The sequence below is a fragment of the Chitinophaga silvatica genome (assembly GCF_003419895.1).
In the GTDB taxonomy this organism is placed as follows: domain Bacteria; phylum Bacteroidota; class Bacteroidia; order Chitinophagales; family Chitinophagaceae; genus Chitinophaga; species Chitinophaga silvatica.
In genome coordinates this window covers 149876-168692 of sequence record NZ_QPMM01000012.1, presented here as the reverse complement: position 1 = coordinate 168692, position 18817 = coordinate 149876, and the positions used below count along the sequence as shown (strand labels likewise).

The 18817-nt window shown below is 41.2% G+C and carries 20 protein-coding genes; 13 read left to right on the top strand and 7 right to left on the bottom strand.

What is annotated here, in order from left to right; all coding sequences use genetic code 11:
* Positions 1-24 precede the first annotated feature (24 nt).
* The 5 genes from DVR12_RS21835 to DVR12_RS21815 all read left to right on the top strand — a co-directional run bounded on the left by DVR12_RS21835 (position 25) and on the right by DVR12_RS21815 (position 5482).
* A complete protein-coding gene (locus DVR12_RS21835; protein WP_116977928.1) occupies positions 25-1152 on the top strand; it encodes a Re/Si-specific NAD(P)(+) transhydrogenase subunit alpha in 1128 nt (375 codons plus the stop codon).
* A 25-nt stretch (positions 1153-1177) separates the two neighbouring features.
* Complete coding sequence (locus DVR12_RS21830) at positions 1178-1489, top strand: NAD(P) transhydrogenase subunit alpha (protein WP_116977927.1); 312 nt, start codon at positions 1178-1180, stop codon at positions 1487-1489.
* A gap of 15 nt (positions 1490-1504) precedes the next feature.
* Entirely contained in the window at positions 1505-2887 is a 1383-nt protein-coding gene (locus DVR12_RS21825; RefSeq protein WP_199417172.1) for an NAD(P)(+) transhydrogenase (Re/Si-specific) subunit beta, read from the top strand.
* Positions 2888-2914: 27 nt separating this feature from the next.
* On the top strand, positions 2915-4324 hold the full coding sequence (locus DVR12_RS21820; protein ID WP_116977926.1) for a methyltransferase RsmF C-terminal domain-like protein: 1410 nt from the start codon (positions 2915-2917) through the stop codon (positions 4322-4324).
* Between the two features lie 186 nt (positions 4325-4510).
* Complete coding sequence (locus DVR12_RS21815; RefSeq protein WP_116977925.1) at positions 4511-5482, top strand: DPBB and LysM peptidoglycan-binding domain-containing protein; 972 nt, start codon at positions 4511-4513, stop codon at positions 5480-5482.
* Between the two features lie 69 nt (positions 5483-5551).
* On the opposite strand, the gene fmt is transcribed toward DVR12_RS21815, so the two are convergent.
* Both fmt and DVR12_RS21805 read right to left on the bottom strand, forming a co-directional pair.
* Entirely contained in the window at positions 5552-6484 is a 933-nt protein-coding gene (gene fmt / locus DVR12_RS21810; protein WP_233522440.1) for a methionyl-tRNA formyltransferase, read from the bottom strand.
* Between the two features lie 336 nt (positions 6485-6820).
* Positions 6821-7846, bottom strand: a complete 1026-nt coding sequence (locus tag DVR12_RS21805) for an exo-beta-N-acetylmuramidase NamZ family protein (protein ID WP_233522439.1) — start codon at positions 7844-7846, stop codon at positions 6821-6823.
* Positions 7847-8081: 235 nt separating this feature from the next.
* Between DVR12_RS21805 and DVR12_RS21800 the strand changes: the two genes are divergently transcribed.
* Together DVR12_RS21800 and DVR12_RS21795 are read left to right on the top strand one after the other, a co-directional pair.
* Positions 8082-8510 (top strand): FKBP-type peptidyl-prolyl cis-trans isomerase, encoded by a 429-nt coding sequence (locus DVR12_RS21800; RefSeq protein ID WP_116977923.1) that lies wholly within the window; start codon positions 8082-8084, stop codon positions 8508-8510.
* Positions 8511-8611: 101 nt separating this feature from the next.
* Positions 8612-9619 (top strand): hypothetical protein, encoded by a 1008-nt coding sequence (locus DVR12_RS21795; RefSeq protein WP_116977922.1) that lies wholly within the window; start codon positions 8612-8614, stop codon positions 9617-9619.
* 48 nt (positions 9620-9667) lie between these two features.
* Here the strand turns inward: DVR12_RS21795 and DVR12_RS21790 are convergent, their stop codons facing one another.
* Positions 9668-10057 (bottom strand): acyl-CoA thioesterase, encoded by a 390-nt coding sequence (locus DVR12_RS21790; RefSeq protein ID WP_116977921.1) that lies wholly within the window; start codon positions 10055-10057, stop codon positions 9668-9670.
* A gap of 4 nt (positions 10058-10061) precedes the next feature.
* The gene (locus DVR12_RS21785) at positions 10062-10271 is read right to left on the bottom strand and encodes a cysteine-rich CWC family protein (RefSeq protein ID WP_116977920.1); all 210 of its coding nucleotides are present in this window, start codon (positions 10269-10271) and stop codon (positions 10062-10064) included.
* A gap of 308 nt (positions 10272-10579) precedes the next feature.
* Between DVR12_RS21785 and pepT the strand changes: the two genes are divergently transcribed.
* The 3 genes from pepT to DVR12_RS21770 all read left to right on the top strand — a co-directional run bounded on the left by pepT (position 10580) and on the right by DVR12_RS21770 (position 13136).
* The gene (gene pepT, locus DVR12_RS21780) at positions 10580-11833 is read left to right on the top strand and encodes a peptidase T (RefSeq protein WP_116977919.1); all 1254 of its coding nucleotides are present in this window, start codon (positions 10580-10582) and stop codon (positions 11831-11833) included.
* A 185-nt stretch (positions 11834-12018) separates the two neighbouring features.
* Positions 12019-12729 (top strand): MotA/TolQ/ExbB proton channel family protein, encoded by a 711-nt coding sequence (locus DVR12_RS21775; protein WP_116977918.1) that lies wholly within the window; start codon positions 12019-12021, stop codon positions 12727-12729.
* 11 nt (positions 12730-12740) lie between these two features.
* The gene (locus DVR12_RS21770) at positions 12741-13136 is read left to right on the top strand and encodes an ExbD/TolR family protein (RefSeq protein ID WP_116977917.1); all 396 of its coding nucleotides are present in this window, start codon (positions 12741-12743) and stop codon (positions 13134-13136) included.
* A 53-nt stretch (positions 13137-13189) separates the two neighbouring features.
* Here DVR12_RS21770 and prmC read toward each other — a convergent pair whose 3' ends face one another.
* On the bottom strand, positions 13190-14044 hold the full coding sequence (gene prmC, locus DVR12_RS21765) for a peptide chain release factor N(5)-glutamine methyltransferase (protein ID WP_199417171.1): 855 nt from the start codon (positions 14042-14044) through the stop codon (positions 13190-13192).
* A gap of 106 nt (positions 14045-14150) precedes the next feature.
* On the opposite strand from prmC, the gene ribD reads away from it, so the two are divergent.
* Together ribD and DVR12_RS21755 are read left to right on the top strand one after the other, a co-directional pair.
* A complete protein-coding gene (gene ribD, locus DVR12_RS21760; RefSeq protein WP_116977915.1) occupies positions 14151-15197 on the top strand; it encodes a bifunctional diaminohydroxyphosphoribosylaminopyrimidine deaminase/5-amino-6-(5-phosphoribosylamino)uracil reductase RibD in 1047 nt (348 codons plus the stop codon).
* A gap of 23 nt (positions 15198-15220) precedes the next feature.
* Positions 15221-15829 (top strand): IMPACT family protein, encoded by a 609-nt coding sequence (locus tag DVR12_RS21755; protein ID WP_116977914.1) that lies wholly within the window; start codon positions 15221-15223, stop codon positions 15827-15829.
* Positions 15830-15966: 137 nt separating this feature from the next.
* On the opposite strand, the gene DVR12_RS21750 is transcribed toward DVR12_RS21755, so the two are convergent.
* Both DVR12_RS21750 and DVR12_RS21745 read right to left on the bottom strand, forming a co-directional pair.
* Entirely contained in the window at positions 15967-16860 is an 894-nt protein-coding gene (locus DVR12_RS21750; RefSeq protein ID WP_116977913.1) for a 3-hydroxybutyryl-CoA dehydrogenase, read from the bottom strand.
* Between the two features lie 71 nt (positions 16861-16931).
* A complete protein-coding gene (locus DVR12_RS21745) occupies positions 16932-17594 on the bottom strand; it encodes a carboxypeptidase-like regulatory domain-containing protein (protein WP_116977912.1) in 663 nt (220 codons plus the stop codon).
* A 124-nt stretch (positions 17595-17718) separates the two neighbouring features.
* Between DVR12_RS21745 and DVR12_RS21740 the strand changes: the two genes are divergently transcribed.
* On the top strand, positions 17719-18816 hold the full coding sequence (locus DVR12_RS21740; RefSeq protein ID WP_116977911.1) for an Mrp/NBP35 family ATP-binding protein: 1098 nt from the start codon (positions 17719-17721) through the stop codon (positions 18814-18816).
* Position 18817: the final 1 nt, after the last annotated feature.

Sequence of the window (18817 nt, the reverse complement as noted above, 5' to 3'; positions counted from 1 at the left end):
AATTCCAGATTAAATATCCACCAGATGATCGCAGGAATTTTGAAAGAAAAAAATGGCGAAACCAGGGTGTCGTTAACTCCTGAAGTAGTAAAGCAACTGCAGCAGATGTCGGTTACCGTGTTGGTGGAGCAGGATGCCGGTGCAAAAGCCTTTTATAACGATGACGCCTATGTAGAAGCTGGGGCAGTAATTACTTCCCAGTCAGAAATTCTTTCCCGTGCAGATATTATTTTTACCTTACAACCCCCTGCAACAGACCAGTTATCCGCACTGAAAGGTAAAATACTCATAGGAGTTTTCCAGCCATTATATCATATCAACGAGGTAGAACAATGGGCTACAAGCAAGCTGACTACATTCAGCCTGGATGCTGTGCCACGTACTACCAGAGCGCAAAGTATGGATGTGCTTAGCTCCCAGGCCAGTATTGCCGGCTATAAGGCGGTACTACTGGCAGCGTATACCTATTCTCGTTATTTCCCTATGTTGATGACGGCAGCCGGAAGTATTGCTCCCGCCAAGATTCTGATATTAGGAGCCGGAGTAGCCGGATTACAGGCTATTGCCACCGCCAGAAGGTTAGGAGCAGTAGTAGAAGTATTCGATACCAGACCTGCAGTAAAGGAAGAGGTAATGAGCCTCGGAGCAAAATTCGTTGAAGTTGCCGGAGCAGCCGATGCTTCCCAGGCAGGTGGGTACGCCGTAGAACAAAGCGAAAACTACAAACAATTACAGCAACAACGCATAGCCGAAAGCATCATAAAAGCAGATATTGTTATCACTACTGCCCAAATTCCAGGGAAACCAGCTCCTATACTGGTTCCTACTGAAATGATTGAAAAAATGAGGGCAGGATCAGTCATCATCGATCTGGCTGCAGGAACCGGTGGTAACACCTCCCTGACCCGAAATAATGAAACCGTATCCTTCAAGGGTGTAACAATTATCGGGGATTCAAATCTGCCAGCCTCCATGCCTGCAGATGCCAGTAAGTTATATGCTAAAAACGTCTTCAATTTTCTTAAACTGATCTTAAATAAAGAAGGAAACCTTCATCTGAATTTTGAAGACGATATTGTAAAAGGAGCCTGCATTACCCACGACGGACAAATAGTAAATGAACGTATTAAAAGTATGCTGCAACCTGCTTAATTCAGCTTTGTAAAATGTTCAAGATATGGAATACATCCTTGCATTTATTAATCAGCATATCGAATTAATATATATAGTAATTCTTTCGGTATTCCTCGGTGTAGAAGTTATTTCACGTGTGCCTTCTGTCTTACATACTCCCCTGATGAGCGGCGCCAACGCAATTCACGGAGTTGTGATCATCGGGGCAATTATCGTTATGGGCAAAGCCGATCCTGAAAATTATTTAGCGCTGTTTATCGGCTTTCTGGCGGTCATGTTAGGAACGGTGAATGTAGTAGGTGGTTTTGTAGTTACCGACCGTATGCTGGAAATGTTCAAAGGCAAAAAGAAATAGTATAAAGTATTACATATGATAGGTTCCAGCGTTTTATCAATCATTTATTTGATAGGCTCCGTTACGTTTATATTAGGACTGAAAATGTTAAGTCGCCCTGGCACTGCACGAAACGGGAATTTAGTTGCAGCCGGCGGAATGTTGGCGGCAATCCTGGGAACTATCTTTCTTTATAGGGTCGACGATCAGCCACTTCACAACTATGGATGGATCTTCACAGCCCTGGTTATCGGTACTGTAATAGGGGTACTGGCGGCTAAAAAAGTGAAAATGACAGCTATGCCCGAAATGGTTAGCTTGTTTAACGGCATGGGAGGCGCCTGTGCTGCCCTTATTTCAATAGTCGAATTTTCGCATCATTCTGCAATGGATGGCATGGTAGTAATTATGCTTCTAAGCCTTATTATCGGAGCTGTGTCCTGTGCCGGTAGTATCATTGCATACGGCAAGCTTGCAGGTAAAATAAAAGATTTCGCATTTAACGGACAGCATATCGTTAATCTGTTTGTTCTAGGATTGATTGTAATCTTATCTGTTCTACTATTTACCGGAATTTCCCCAACCATCCTTTTTTATTCTGTTTGCCTGCTTTCTATTATATACGGAGTATTATTTGTACTGCCAATCGGCGGAGCCGACATGCCAGTGGTGATTTCCCTTTTAAATTCCTTTACGGGAGTTGCGGCGGCTTGCGGCGGATTCCTTTACAATAACCCTGTAATGCTCACAGGTGGTATTCTGGTAGGTTCTGCCGGTACCATTCTTACGATTCTGATGTGTAAAGCCATGAACCGCTCCCTGAAAAATGTATTGATTGGCTCTTTCGGAGGCTCTTCCACCGCCGGCGGGTCAACCGGAGAACAAGGACATTACAAGGAAATCAGTCTGGCCGATACCGCCGTGGTACTGGCTTATGCCAATAAAGTGATCATTGTTCCGGGTTATGGATTAGCAGTAGCACAGGCGCAACACGCGGTACACGAATTGGAAAAGTTGTTGGAAGACAGGGGAGTAACCGTAAAATATGCCATTCACCCAGTTGCCGGAAGAATGCCTGGCCATATGAATGTATTGTTGGCAGAAGCAGATGTGCCTTATGAAAAACTCCTGGAAATGGAAGATGCCAATAATGAATTAGCTACCGCCGATGCTGTGCTGATACTGGGCGCCAACGATGTGGTAAATCCAGCCGCCAAAACAAATCCGGCCAGCCCGATTTACGGAATGCCCATTCTGGAGGTAGAAAATGCTAAAGCCGTAATCGTTAACAAGCGAAGCATGAAACCGGGATATGCAGGAATCGAGAACGAGCTTTTCTTTCAGCCTAAAACCTCTATGCTTTTCGGAGATGCAAAAAAGGTGCTTCAAGATCTTACAGCCTCTATAAAGGAGGTCTAGATTCCTTATTTTTGCAGAAAAAATATTTTGCCAAGTCATTTACCAACTGCTTTATTAACTTCTTTAGAAGGATTACCTGGTTTTAACCGTCAAACCTTCGAGCAGGTGCATGCTGCTGCCGGGAAAATTACTTCCCTGCGGCTCAATCCCAATAAGATTAAAACTACTGTGCAGGAAGAAAAAGTGCTGACTGCCTTATCAGCCACAGGTACCAGTAAAGTGCCCTGGAGCAGTCAGGGATATTATTTACCCGAACGTCCTTCCTTTACTTTCGATCCATATTTTCACGCCGGCGCCTATTACGTGCAGGAAGCATCTTCCATGTTTCTCGAATATGCTGTAAGGCATTCGGTTGATCTTAATAGTTCCCTGAAGGTACTGGACCTATGTGCCGCACCGGGAGGAAAATCTACTTTGTTGCAATCCTTGCTCAATGAAGAAAGTGTTTTGGTATCTAATGAAGTCATCAAATCCAGAGCTGCTCTATTGGCAGATAACCTAACGAAATGGGGCGCTGCCAATACGATTGTAAGTAACAACGATCCGAGAGATTTTTCGGCATTACCCGGATATTTTGATCTGATTGTGGTTGATGCACCCTGTTCAGGATCTGGCTTATTTCGCCGGGATCCTGAATTGATTCCTGAATGGTCGTTAGATAATGTGGAACTTTGTAGTCAGCGGCAGCAGAGAATTCTGGCGGATGTATTACCTGCATTAAAAGAAGATGGTGTACTGATCTACTCTACCTGTTCCTTTTCTGCGGCGGAAGATGAGGTAATTCTGAATTGGTTGGCTGATCATTTTGAACTCGAGAATGTGCAGCTACCATGGCATGAGGAATGGAATATTGTTCTAACGGAAACGAGTAAACGAAATTTTCAGGGATATAGATTTTATCCCGACAGGCTCAAAGGTGAAGGCCTGTTTTTGGCTTGTCTGCGGAAAAGAAGTGCCGAAAAAGCATTCAAGGAACCGAAACAAAAGCAGAAACAATTACAGTTGTCTTCCAAACAAACTAGTTTGTTATCGCCCTGGATAAATAAACCTGCGGCATATGAGTACTTCCTGCATCAGGAAGATGTATTAGTTCTGTCGCCTGTTGTAGCGGAGATTTTGCCTGTATTGCAACAAGCCTTGTATATCCGCAAAGCAGGAGTAAAGGCCGGACAGCTGGGTGCAAAAGAATTGATTCCTGATCATCAGCTGGCGATGAGTTTATTGATATCTGAGCAGGTGCCAGTAGTGACTTTGCCCAAAATGCCGGCATTACAATATTTACGGAAGGAAGATCCGGGAATTATTACAGATGTAAAGGGTTGGGGATTGGTTGCTTATGAAGGAATGAATCTGGGATGGGCTAAGTTTTTGCCTAACAGGATAAATAATTATTACCCAAAGGAGTTACGCATTCTGAAAGAAATTACAGGGATATAGTTGGTTCCCGGAAAGAAGCTGAAATAAAACGCTATCCGATATTTCAGCCGATCTGTGAACAGTTGTTTTTCAAGTGCTAAAACAACAAAAACTCTGATTCTTCGTTTGCTTTTATAGATAAATTTGTCAATTTTAACACATATATTCGTTGCCCGAATGCAGCATATCAATTATAAATAAGTTTGTATGATTAAACCGATTCTATCAATCGTCTTGTTGGGTTTCAGTGCAGTGGCAGTGCAGGCACAGGATGTTCTGGAAGTGCAGGGAACTTCTCCTTCACTTTACATCACACACACTGTAAAGAAAGGAGAGAATTTTTATAGTTTGAGCAGGGCTTATGGAGTACCACCAAAAGAAATTGCTACTGTAAATAATGTCTCTATGGATCAGGGATTACAGTTAGGGAAGCAGGTAAATATTCCTCTCACCACTGCTAATTTCTCACAGAAAAATGGTGCTGCCGGTAAGCCAGTTTACCATAAAGTTTCCGATAAAGAAACATTGTACAGAGTAAGTGTCAATTACAATAAAGTGGCGATCGACAATATCCGTAGCTGGAATAATTTGTCGGGCGATGGTCTGAAGAAAGATACTTATATCATCATCGGTTATCTGAAAGCTGCTGGTGCACCTCCTGATAAAGAAGAACCTGTGGTGGCGAAGGTAGATGCTCCAAAGGAAAAGAAAGTAGTGCAGGAAAGGATCACCACTGATCCGTACGGAGATGGAAATCTGGATGATGTTCCCAGTAAGTCAGAATCTAAACCACAACCGGCTACAGAGTCGGAACCTGCATCTTCCGTAGTGGTTGCACCTCCGGCACCAGTTCCTGCTGCCAGCAATAAGGACTTTGAACAACTCTACATGGAGCAAACCAGTAATGGTAAGAAAGCTGCTACTGAGAAAGGTCCTGGCACCTGGTTTAAGAGCAATGCTGTAAATAAATATTATGCTCTTCATAATACTGCTCCAAGAGGTACTATCATTAAAGTGACCAACCCACTGAATGGAAAATCTATTTACGCAAAGGTGTTGGATGTAATTCCTCAGATCAAACCTAATGCAGGTTTGATTATTAAACTGAGCGATGCTGCAATGGAAGCATTGGGTAGCAATGAAACGAAATTCTATTGCGAGTTGAGCTACGAGAATTAAAAAAAATCATCAACATAAAAAAACGGATGTCTCAATATTGAGACATCCGTTTTTCTTTTATAACCAATACTAGTTTGTAAATCTATAACCTCTGAGGAAGCTAACAATATCCATTTTCTTTTTTCCTTCGAGCTGAATTTCATCCAGAAATAAATAACCATCAGAGGCAGCTATTTTGATATACGTTTTTTCATCTGTCAGAAACTCGCCGGGTGCAACCGTTGGTGTTACCTGTTCTTTATGTCCGGAGAAGATTTTCATGCTTTTGCCCTGAAATGTAGTAAAAGCAGTAGGATACGGACTAAGGCCCCGGATAAGGTTATAAACAGTATCCAAAGGTTGTTGCCAGTTTATCTGGCAGGTTTCTTTAAATATCTTTGGAGCATGTTTGATATCAGCTGCCGGAATATCGGCCTGTGGAGTACCTTTTGCATTGCCTGCAGCTATTGCGTTTACAGTTTTGAGTAATAGCTCAGCGCCGGTTTGCATTAATGCATCATGGAGTTCGCCTGCTGTTTCATTATCACTAATTTTTACTGTCTGGCTAAACAAAACGTCTCCGGTATCAATTTCATGCTGTAGCTTGAAAGTAGTGACCCCTGATTCTTTTTCACCGTTAATAACGGCCCAGTTAATAGGGGCGGCGCCACGATAGTTGGGCAGAAGAGAAGCATGCACATTTATAGTTCCTTCAGGAGGCATATTCCAAACAACTTCAGGCAACATACGAAAAGCAACCACCACCTGTAGATCTGCCTTTAATGCGCTGAGAGTTTCCAGAAATTCGGGGTTTTTCAGTTTCTCTGGCTGAAGCACTGTTAAACCTTTGCTTACTGCATATCGTTTTACTGCACTTTCCTGCAATTGTAAGCCACGGCCAGCAGGCTTATCAGGTGCTGTAATAACGCCAACGATATTAAAGCCATTTTGTACCAATATATCGAGGGAAGCCACAGCAAAATCCGGAGTTCCCATAAAAACAATACGAAGATTCTTATTCATGGCCGCAATTTACTTATTTCCTGTAAGGAATTGCCGGCCAATGTTCCTAAAACCGAATCCTGTTTTATTTAAGCAGCGTACTTTTTAAACTTCAGTAGGCGCACTGAAATTGACTCACTTCCTTATTGGTTTTATTTATATAAAGCTACGCAAACATAGTACTGCGATTTACTATTATGATCAGGCAATAAATATTGCTGAAAAATAAGGAGATCTGAATAACAGACATCAGCATTAGTTGTATTAAAGCAATGATTATTTAAAATGTAGGGTAACTTATAATGTAAAAAAACAGACCTGATCAGGTCTGTTTTTTTAATAGATGTATCAAATTAATTAATACAATAAGTATTTCGCTCTGATTACTTTAAATTTTGCTAGTCCTGGTTCCCAGCTTTTTCTGATTTCAGCTTCTGACAAGCCTTTTTCTATTTGTTGTTGCAAGATTTTATTTCCCGCCAGTTTGGTGAAAAATGGAGTAAAGAATTTGTCTTTATTCGGGAATAGGTGATATGCGCTGATCAGCCATTTCAGTTCCAGTTTTCGTCCTTTGTAAGGCACAGTTTCGGGAGCATGACTTAAATCAAAACCATAGCATACCTGATCTTTTAGTACAGGTGTTGGGTTTAGAGTGCTGGCACGAGGGGTAAAGGAAAAGTCTTGTTTCGGGAATAACGGTGACCCATAAACTTGAAATGGTTTATCGGTTCCGCGGCCCAGGCTTAGTGCGGTTCCTTCAAAAAAGCATAATGAAGGGTAAAGATTTACTGCAGCCATATTAGGTAAATTAGGCGATGGCTTTATGGGCAGCTTATAATAGGTTTGGTGGCTATAGTTTTCGCAGGGAATTACTTTAATATCGCAGCGTAAGCCTTTAGCCAGCCACTTTTCTCCGTTTAGCATGCGGGCATATTCGCCGATAGTCATACCATGAACAACAGGTATTGGTTGCATGCCAATGAAGGAACGGTAAGCGGTATCCAGTATTGGACCATCGATATAATCACCATTTGGATTAGGTCTGTCGAGGATCAGGAGTGTTTTCTTGTTCTCAGCGGCCGATTCCATGAGTTCCTGCAGTGAGGAAATGTAAGTATAGAATCTGGCGCCAACGTCCTGGACGTCGAAAATAATAATATCTACATCCTTCAGATCAGCTGTGGTGGCTTTGCGATGTTGTCCATATAATGAAACAATTGGGATTCCTGTTGCAGAGTCTACACTATTTGCTACAGTTTCGCCATGGCCGGCGTTACCGCGAAAGCCATGCTCAGGACTAAAAATTTTCGAGATTTTTATCTTGAGTTTCAACAAGGTATCTACCAGATGTGTATTGTCGATAGTGGAGGTTTGATTCACCATAAGGGCAACCCTTTTGTTCTTTAATAAGGGCAGATATCGAACTGTTTGTGTGGCACCAGGTAAAACATGGTCCGCATATTGCGCGGAGGAATTTAAATAGCATCCAACCAGGATGAGGCAAAATAGGAATATACGGTTCATGGCGTTAAGATAACAGTAATATATACCAAAAAAAAGTCGATTATATCAGCTTTTTGTATCTTGCGCTCATTATTAACATTAAACAACTTATTTTATGCAAACTGTTAAAAACGGGGATACAGTAAAGGTGCATTACCATGGCCGTTTAACAAACGGTACTACCTTCGATTCTTCTGAGGGTAGAGCTCCGCTGGAATTTCAGGTAGGCGCCGGTATGGTTATCAAAGGTTTCGAGAATGGGGTGCTTGACATGAAAGTTGGTGACAAGAAAACCATTCATATCCCTGTTGATCAGGCATACGGTCCAAAGAGCGAAGAAATGATCATCGAATTTCCTAAAGATAACATGCCTCCGGATCTGAATCCACAGATCGGTGATGAGCTTCAGATGAGCAATCCGCAAGGTCAGGTATTCCAGGTAAAAGTAGTTGGTGTTAACGACGCTACTATTACTTTGGATGCTAACCATGCTTTGGCAGGTGAAGATCTGATTTTTGATCTGGAACTGGTTGAAATCAACTAATTCCTGTTGTTCAATAAAACTTAAAATGGGCTAACCAATCCGGTTAGCCCATTTTAAGTTTTAAGATATTTAGCTATTTTCATTCACTTAAATAACTAAATATGAAAAAAATTATTCCTGTACTAGCTTTAGCTTGTTTGTTTTCCCAATTTGTTAATGCCCAGATCGAAAAGTTTCAAAAGATTGGACTTGGTTATGCTGCACCTGTGCCAACGAACATTCTACACATTATTGATTCAACTACTTTAATCCCTAGCTCATCGGCGACTTATGCGGTAAATATTAATCAAAGTGGCGTTTCACTCACGATGGGCGCTGATCCCAACTATAGTTACATACAATCATTTAACAGCAAGCCACTCCATATTAACCGGGTTGGAAACAATACTTTAATAAATGCATATGGAGGGCTAGTAGGGGTAGGTACTGCTACTCCTTATTTCCCATTTCACATTTATACTACTGTAGGTGGTTCCGGAATTGGTGTTCAGAGTACTTCTGCATTATCTGTTAATAGTGGTGGATTTATTCGTTTGTACAATAGTGGAATTCCTTCAGCTGCCAACCTTCGACTTGGGGGTGTAGTTTTCGGCGGTAACGCACCAGGTACCACTAACTATTATACCGGAGCCCAAATTGAAGCTGTAAGTAGTGCAGCATGGACAGAAGGTGCGGCGCATCCATCTGCCCTTCGTTTCATGACAACGGGTACCACCAGTGGTAATCCATCTGAACGTATGCGTATTACAGAAGAGGGTAATGTAGGAATAAACACGACAGACACTAAAGGTTACAAATTTGCAGTTAACGGAAATGCCATATTTTCGAGAGTTACTGTAAAAAACTACGCGTCCTGGCCAGATTATGTCTTTAATTCAGATTATAAGCTGCCTAGCCTGGAATCTGTATCTGGTTTTATTCAACATCATAAGCATCTCCCTGATATGCCTTCTGCAGCTGAAGTCGATAACCATGGAATTGATGTTGGAGAAATGAATGCAAGGCTACTTAAGAAAGTAGAAGAACTCACACTCTATATGATCGAGTTAAATGAGCAGAATAAAGAATTGAGAAAGGAAGTGCAGGAATTAAAGGCTAAATCTAACTAGTATAAAAATTAAAATGGGCTAACCAATCCGGTTAGCCCATTTTAATTTTTATTGAATTTCTATCTTTGTCGGCTTCTTATGTTCATCTATCGCAACAAAGGTAAATGTTCCGCTGATTGCCTTTTCACGAAGCTTTTCATACATCTGTTCAACATAAACATTTACTTCTACCTTTAAACTTGTTGTACCTACATGAATCACTTCTCCCACTAATTCTACAATTGTGCCATGAGGAATTGGCATTTTAAAATCGATCCGGTCTGATGATACAGTTACTGTTCTCATTCTGGTAAACCTGGTAGCTGTAATAAAGGCTACTTCGTCCATAAGTGCCATGGCAGTACCGCCAAATAATGTATCATAGTGATTCACCGTACTTGGAAATACGGCTTTAAAGATCCTTGTCACTGAATCTGCAATCTGTTGTTCGTAAGCCATAACTTTATTTTGATGAGGAGTCAGACTTCTTAAAAGCAGTCTTCAACTCGCGTAAACAATCTGCACATAAACAACCACTAAACTCCTGACGGATGTACTCTAATTCTTCTTCCGACAATACAACCTCCTGGCACTGACACCGTAGAATGGTGCCTACCCGACATTCGAACAGGCTTTGACAGCGAGGACAAGTTATGGTTTCATGACATGGCATGCGTAAATGTAGGAATTTTGGAGCAGATGCGCAGTTATGTATCGCACATCTCTCCAAAATCACTCATTATAATTGCTATGGGTAGTAATCATTGCATTCAGTCGTTCCAAAACCTGATTAATGAAGTTGTTTATTCGAAGCAAACCTATAATTTTAATTTGTTTGTTATGTTAATGGATATAAATTTGGTTTTTTATTCTAAATTGATGAATATTAAAGGAATTTATTCTATTTAACTCCTGTTTATCTCCTCAGAAACGGAAAAATTCACGGAAAGGCCATAATGTGTTTTTCCTTAGGTTTGCAATATGTTTACTAAATACGCTTATACAGTTGATGAACGCTTTATGCGTTATGCTAAGATAGACACGCAGTCTGATCCCCTCAGTACTACATTTCCCAGCACAGAGAAACAGAAAGACCTTTCCCGTTTGCTGGTAAAAGAACTGAAGGAAATGGGTATAGAAGATGCGGAGCTCGACGAACACGGATATGTTTATGCTACTATTCCTTCGAATACCAGCAAAAATGTTCCTGTTATTTGTTTTTGTTCTCACGTAGATACTTCTTCAGATTCAAGTGGTACAGGTGTTAAACCTATTGTTCATCGGAGTTATGACGGAGGAGATATTGTGTTGCCAGATGATGAAACGATTATTATAAGCCCGAAAGAGCATCCATATTTATTAGAGAAAAAAGGTGATGATATTATCACTGCCAGCGGTACTACCTTGCTGGGAGCAGATGATAAAGCCGGGGTAGCTGAAATTATGGATGCAGCAAATTATCTGATGCAGCATCCTGAAATTAAGCATGGCGCAATCAGAATTCTGTTTACTCCGGATGAAGAAATCGGAAGAGGGGTCGATAAAGTAAATATTCAGAAACTGGGAGCAAGCTTTGGATATACAATGGATGGGGGAGAAGCCGGATCATTGGAAGATGAGAACTTTTCGGCCGATGGAGCTAAAATCACTGTTTACGGAGTAAGCGCTCATCCGGGTTCTGCTAAAGATAAGCTGGTAAGTGCAATAAAGGTGGCTTCTGCCATCGTAGATGCGTTGCCAAAAGATAGCATGTCGCCCGAAACAACTGAAGACAGGGAAGGATTTATTCATCCTGTCAGAATGCAGGGTACTGTAGAGAAAGCGGAAATTGATTTTATTATCCGTGATTTTGAAACCAGTAGTCTCGAATCGCACGAAAGTTTCCTCCGAAATATTATGGATAAAGTAACGGCTCAACATCCTGGTGCCCGTGCTACCTTGAAGGTCACTTCTCAATATCGGAATATGAAAGAAGTGCTGGTAAATCATCCTGAAGTTACGGCATACGCCGCAGAAGCTATAAAGAGAGCGGGTTTGCAACCATTAAAAATGAGCATTAGAGGGGGAACAGATGGTTCGCGTCTATCATTTATGGGATTGCCATGTCCGAATATTTTTACCGGTGAAATGGCCTTGCATGGCAAACATGAGTATGTAAGTATACAGGATATGCAAAAAGCAGTGCAAACAATTGTATACTTGGCACAAGTTTGGGAGGAGAAGAGCCAACAATAGCAAAATATAGGTTAGGAACCAACAAAGAGAGAAGGAAAGTGGGTGGATCAATGCCGCTGTTGAATATTACAGAACGTTGATCAGCCTACCTTTCCATCAATCCATAAATTCCAAAATCAACAAATATTTTACTACTTTAAGCGTTTTATTAGTATTCTACTTATGCACCCGTTAAAATATAGTTCATGTTGTTAGGTTTTATTACTCAAATACAAGACTCTTTATTACTTCCGAAGGCCGACACTGTAGCGCAAGGAATAGTAGCTTCACCTCCTCAGCAAATTCACCTGATAGACATGCTCAAGAATGGTGGGGTGTTAATGATTCCTCTGGGAGTCCTTTCGTTAATAGCAGTATACGTATTTGTAGAAAGAGCCATTACCATCTCTAAAGCCGGTAAGTTACCTGATAACTTTATGGCAATGATCCGGGATCAGATTACCTCTGGTAATATCCAGTCTGCCCGCTCTTTAGCCAAAAATACTTATGGCCCCATTGCACGAATGATTGAAAAAGGTATTCAACGTATTGGCAAGCCTATTGAAAATATTGAAAAATCAATGGAGAATGTTGGTAAACTGGAAGTTTACCGAATGGAGAAAAATCTTGTTATCCTCTCTATCATTGCGGGTATTGCCCCTATGTTCGGGTTTTTGGGTACCATCGCAGGTATGATTCAAACCTTTTTTAATATCTCCATCACTTCAGATATTACGCTGGGTACAATTGCTGGCGGTATTTATGTAAAAATGGTCACTTCAGCTACTGGTCTGATTATCGGTATTGTGGCGTTTATTGGCTATAGTTATCTGAATGCCCAGATAGATAAGGTGGTGAATAAGATGGAAACAGCATCGTCAGAGTTTATTGATATTTTGCAGGAACCAACCCGTTAAACAATCCAGCTATGAATCTACGAAGTCGAAATAGGAAAAATGTGGAAATGCATAACTCAGCACTGAATGATATCCTCTTCATTTTGCTGTTGTTCTTTCTGATTGTTTCTACGCTGGCCAATCCTAATGTTATTAAGCTGATGCTCCCTAAAGCAACGAGCAATACTAAAGCTAAACAAACAGTGGTGGTAAGTATAAACGAAAAGCGCGAGTTTTTTGTAGGCACTAATAAAATACCTTTCGATAACCTCAAACAGGCATTGGCTCCTTCTGTTGCCAATGAAAAAGTAGATCCTACTATCGTAATCAATGCCGAAAAAAGCGTTCCGGTAGAAGATGTAGTGAGTGTTATGGAAGTTGCCAGAGAAATTGGGGCCAAAGTAGTACTGGCCACTGCCAGAAAGTAATATCAAACGTTATAATTAAATATAGGCAGCAGGTATTCCTGCTGCTTTTTTATTTAACTAATAACCCCTTTTACCATCCTGTCTTTTCCGAACATATCCTGCTTTAGTATAATGTTCTGAAAATCAAGGCTCTCCAGTAATGCCACTACTTCCTTACCCAGGGCTTCATTTATCTCAAAATACAAAGCACCGTTTGCATTCAGTTTCTGTTGGGCCAACTGGGCAATGTGCCTGTAAAATAGCAATGGATCGGTATCCGGAACAAAAAGCGCCAGGGAAGGTTCGTAAGAAAGTACCTGTTGCTGCATGCCTGTTTTTTCACTCTGCGTGATATATGGAGGATTGCTTACAATGACGTCGAGATTTGGTAACATGGCCATGGCAGTAGGGTTCAAAGCATCCATTTCCATAAAATGAACATTTAATTTCAATTTTTCAGCGTTCTTTACGGCTACTTCCAATGCACCTTTACTCACATCAATCGCTGAAACCACTGCATCGGGCAGCATTTTTTTCAATGCCAGAGGTATAGCCCCGCTACCAGTACCTATATCCAGTATCTTAAGTTGATGCCGGCTTCCCGAATCCTGTACGATCCATTCAACCAATTCTTCGGTTTCGGGTCGTGGTATCAGCACCTGGTTATTAACAATAAATTCCATCCCATAAAACCAGGTACTACCTATAATGTATTGTACTGGTTCTTTACGTAAAAGGGCTTCTATGGCAGATTTTAGGCGCTGGTTCTGATCTGTGGTCAATATTTGAGTCTTATTTACCATACGATCCAATTTGCTCATTCCCGTCAATGATTCCATGACAATATGAGCTATATTAACTGCTTCTCTCTCTTCGTATAAATCACTGATAGCGCCAGTTAGATAGGTAAAGGCGGTTTGTATTGTCAATATTTTAAGTTTAAGGAATGTAAATCAGGAAATTGCGAATTGGGGTAATCGCATTTTCCAGTGTTAAAAACGATACTTTTGCAAAGTTATTATTTAGGAACCGATTATGAATACTACTATCAACGAAATTTTTATGCACCGTTGTCTGGAGCTGGCCGCAATGGGAGCAGGAGCTGTAGCTCCCAATCCTATGGTCGGTGCAGTACTGGTACACCAGGGGCGTATTATAGGCGAGGGTTATCACCAACAATATGGCCAGGCCCACGCTGAGGTAAATTGTGTTCATAGTGTATCGGAAAACGATAAAACATTGATTCCCTTAGCTACCATGTATGTTAGCCTGGAACCCTGCGCACATCATGGTAAAACACCTCCTTGTGCAGATCTTATCGTTGCTCAGGGTATCAAGGAAGTAGTGATAGGATGTGTGGATTCCTTCTCAGCCGTTGCTGGTAAAGGAATAGAGAAACTTGAAAAAGCGGGAATTAAGGTTCATACAGGCATACTGGAGAAAGAATGCAGGGAAATCAATCGCCGCTTCTTTACATTTCATGAAAAAAAACGCCCTTATATTATTCTGAAATGGGCGCAATCAACCAATGGCCTCATTGCAGGCCAGGATGGTGCTCCTGTTAAAATATCAAATAGTTACACCGACAGATTGGTGCATAAATGGAGAAGTGAGGAAATGGGTATTTTAGTGGGCACCCGTACTGCTATTCTGGATAATCCCAGGTTAACTAATAGGTTATGGACCGGTAAAGACCCAATCAGACTGGTGATCGACAGGGTATTGAAAATTCCCAAGCATTATCACCTCTGGGATGGTACTGTTCCTACCATTTTTATTACGGCTGAAGATGCGGACACCAGCGGGCTTACAGAAACAATGAAACTTGATTTTCAGGAGCCTTTTCTCACGCAATTGCTTCATAAACTTTATGAGCGTCAAATACAAAGTATACTGGTAGAGGGAGGCAGCTATATTTTGCAACAGTTTATTTCATCCGGATTGTGGGATGAATCACGAATTATAACTGGTACGGTTACACTGCCGCATGGCCTTGCTGCTCCGATTTTAACCGGAGCAAAATTGTACAGCACAATGCAGGTACATACAGATCGTATCGATTTTTATCATCATCAGCAATAAGCTGATGATCCTAAATTTTTTAGATGGAGGTTTATTTTACAATTGATAAAACAGCAGTAGCAGAGTTTAAAGACAGAGGTAGCAAATTTCTTGCTTTTGTATTCCCGGTAAAAAATGTTGAAGAAGTAAAGAATTGTTTGGGAGAAGTAAAAAAAGAACATCCCAAAGCCACTCACCATTGTTATGCCTACAGATTAGGAACAGATGGACTTCAATTCAGAGCCAACGACGATGGAGAACCTTCGGGCTCGGCAGGCAAACCAATATTGGGGCAAATAGATAGTAAGCAGTTAACAGATGTATTGATTGTAGTTGTAAGATATTTTGGTGGCACCTTACTAGGGGTTCCGGGATTGATCAATGCCTATAAACTCAGTGCTTCTATGGTATTGCAACTGGTGCCGGTTATTCAAAAAAACATAGAATCAAACTATCGCTTAAGCTTTGATTATACGATTATGAACGAAGTAATGACGGTAGTAAAACAGTTTAATTGTACAGTGGTATCACAGGAGCTACAGCTTTTTTGTGAAATGGTTATAGGAATTCCTAAAGCCAGCGAGGAGCTATGTATGATAAAGCTGAAAGATATTTACGGATTGGAGATTGGGGTTGCTCGCAAAGGGGCTTAAGTATTTTTTAAGTGGCAAAGGGATAGCAGCGATTTTTTTAAGAACTTTCGATAGGCTTCAATATAAATAGAAACCATCAATAATTCTTAATAATATTCGCTGCTATCCCTTTGCCACTTAAAAAATACTTACGCTTCTTAGCGAGCAACAAACCTACTGCTAACAACAAGATCCTTACTGCCAGCGGTATATTTATAAAATCCTTCACCGCTCTTAACTCCAAGATAGCCTGCGGTTACCATGTTTACAAGTAACGGACATGGAGCATATTTAGGATTACCAAATCCCTCGTGCAATACCTGAAGAATGGAAAGACAAACATCCAGTCCAATGAAATCGGCTAATTGTAAAGGCCCCATTGGATGTGCCATACCCAATTTCATTACAGTATCAATTTCCTCGACGCCTGCAACCCCCTCAAATAAAGAGATAATTGCTTCATTGATCATTGGCATGAGAATGCGATTGGCAATAAAGCCTGGATAATCGTTCACCACACAAGGAACTTTTTCGAGTTTCCTGGATAACTCAACAATGGCATCTGTTACTTTTTGATCTGTAGCATAACCATTGATGATTTCCACCAACTTCATTACTGGTACAGGGTTCATGAAGTGCATACCTATAACCTGTGAAGGGCGTTTGGTGGCGGCAGCAATTTTAGTGATAGAAATTGAAGAAGTATTAGTAGCCAGAATTGCGTTGGCAGGAGCATGTAAATCGAGATCCTGGAATATTTTAAGTTTCAGGTTCACGTTTTCAGTTGCAGCTTCTACAACCAGATCTACAGTTTTAACACCCAGATCAAGATCTGTATGGGTAGTGATATTCTTTAGGGTATCAGTTTTAACAGCTTCGGTGATACTGCCTTTGCTTACTTGTCTGTCGAGGTTTTTACCGATAGTTTGTAAAGCCTTTTCGAGAGCGGCAGCGGAAACATCAATAAGGTTTACAGCATATCCGTGCTGTGCAAATACGTGTGCAATACCATTTCCCATGGTACCAGCACCAATTACCGCAATTTTTTGCATGGTGTAATGATTTTTAAGCCGGTATCAAAGCTACTGATTTAAGTGCATGAAACGGCTGGTATTGGATAAAACTAGAAGGTGGCGTCGTCTTTTTTCTTAAAGTCGCCTCGTTTCCAGGCCTGTATGAATTGTGCCCAGGCAAAAGGATTGAAGATGTTTTGTGGAGGTGGCTGACCGGCGTAGTATATGCTTTGGGCCTGTTTATTTAGGAACATATTTACACCTTCCCGGCCATCAATTGGCAGATAACGTGCAAGGGCTCTGAGATGAGCGTTGTTTGTATTTTTTCTGGCTACTTCGTATGCATCATCCGGGATTTCCATATTGGCAAATGCCCGTTCAAATTCTTCTTTGGAAGGATAAGGTTTGATCACCGTAACCGGGAGGTAGGTAGTATCTTCTACCATCAACTGGATCATGGAAAATGTATTCCCTTTCAGATCAAGAGGTACGCGATAGTTCTTATGTTTGAAACCTATAGCCGTAAAAGATAGCGTATCTCCTTTTAAAACTACGATAGAGAAAATACCGGATCTGTTGGAAATAGTTCCACGGCCCTGGCCTTTTACCATAATACTTACACCCGGAACAGCTCTCAGGCTGTCCGCAGTCATTGTAATACCCTGGATCTGAATAACACTATCACGAAATTCCGCTATTTGCGCTTTCAGTAGGAAAGGTAGAAATAGGAATCCGATTAAAAGTGACAGTATAAAGGATCGTTTGTGCTGCATGCTGGCCCTAAGATATAAAAAAAATTAAAGGTGTTCTATGTTGTGGCTCTCCTCACAGAGAAATTTAAAATTAACTGGCAATTGGGTTAACTTTGCTTCCTGGATTCAAAATTAACAACAATTTATGATCACGAAAGAGCAGGTTTTAAAGGCCCTGAGCAACGTAGAAGAGCCAGATTTGGGGAAAGATCTGGTTACGCTGAACATGGTGAAAGATATAGAGATCGACGGTAATAAGGTGAAATTTACAGTTGTACTCACCACTCCGGCTTGTCCGCTGAAAGATATGATCCGCAATGCCTGTATTAATGCAATTCACATGCTGGTAAGTAAAGAGGCGGAAGTTGAAGTTGTCATGACGGCAAATGTTAATACAAAACGTACTGGTAGCGAAGGAGTGTTATCGAAGGTTAAAAATATCATTGTAGTAGCTTCCGGGAAGGGAGGAGTCGGAAAATCTACTGTTGCAGCAAATCTTGCCCTGGCATTAGGTCGGGATGGTGCAAAAGTGGGATTAATGGATGCTGATATTTATGGCCCGTCTGTTCCTATTATGTTTGGCCTCAGAGGAGAAAGACCGTTAATGGTTGATGTAAACGGTAAAGGAATGATCCAGCCAATGGAGAAATACGGTATCAAGGTAATGTCTATCGGGTTGCTGATCGACGAGCGGGATGCTGTAGTGTGGCGTGGACCAATGGCCAGCAGCGCATTGCGTCAGTTTCTGACCGATGTATATTGGGGCGATTTGGATTACCTGGTTATAGATATGCCTCCGGGAACCGGTGATATTCACCTGACATTGGTACAAACGGTGCCGGTTACGGGTGCTGTAATTGTAACAACTCCTCAGGATGTAGCATTAGCGGATACTAAAAAGGGTATTGCTATGTTTATGGGTCAAACTATCAATGTACCAATTCTGGGCTTAGTTGAGAATATGGCTTATTTTACACCAGCAGAATTACCTGAGAATAAGTATTATATCTTCGGTAAAGATGGTGGAAAACAGTTGGCAGAAGAAATGGAAATTCCATTCCTGGGTCAGATTCCATTAGTACAAAGCATCCGGGAAGGTGGAGACTCCGGAGTTCCAGTTATGTTGGGCGAAGAGAAAATTACACGCAAAGCATTCCTGGATATGGCCGGAGCGGCAGCAAGGAGCATTGCCATGCGTAATGCTAACGTTGCACCTACCAAGATTGTAGATATTATAGTTTAAT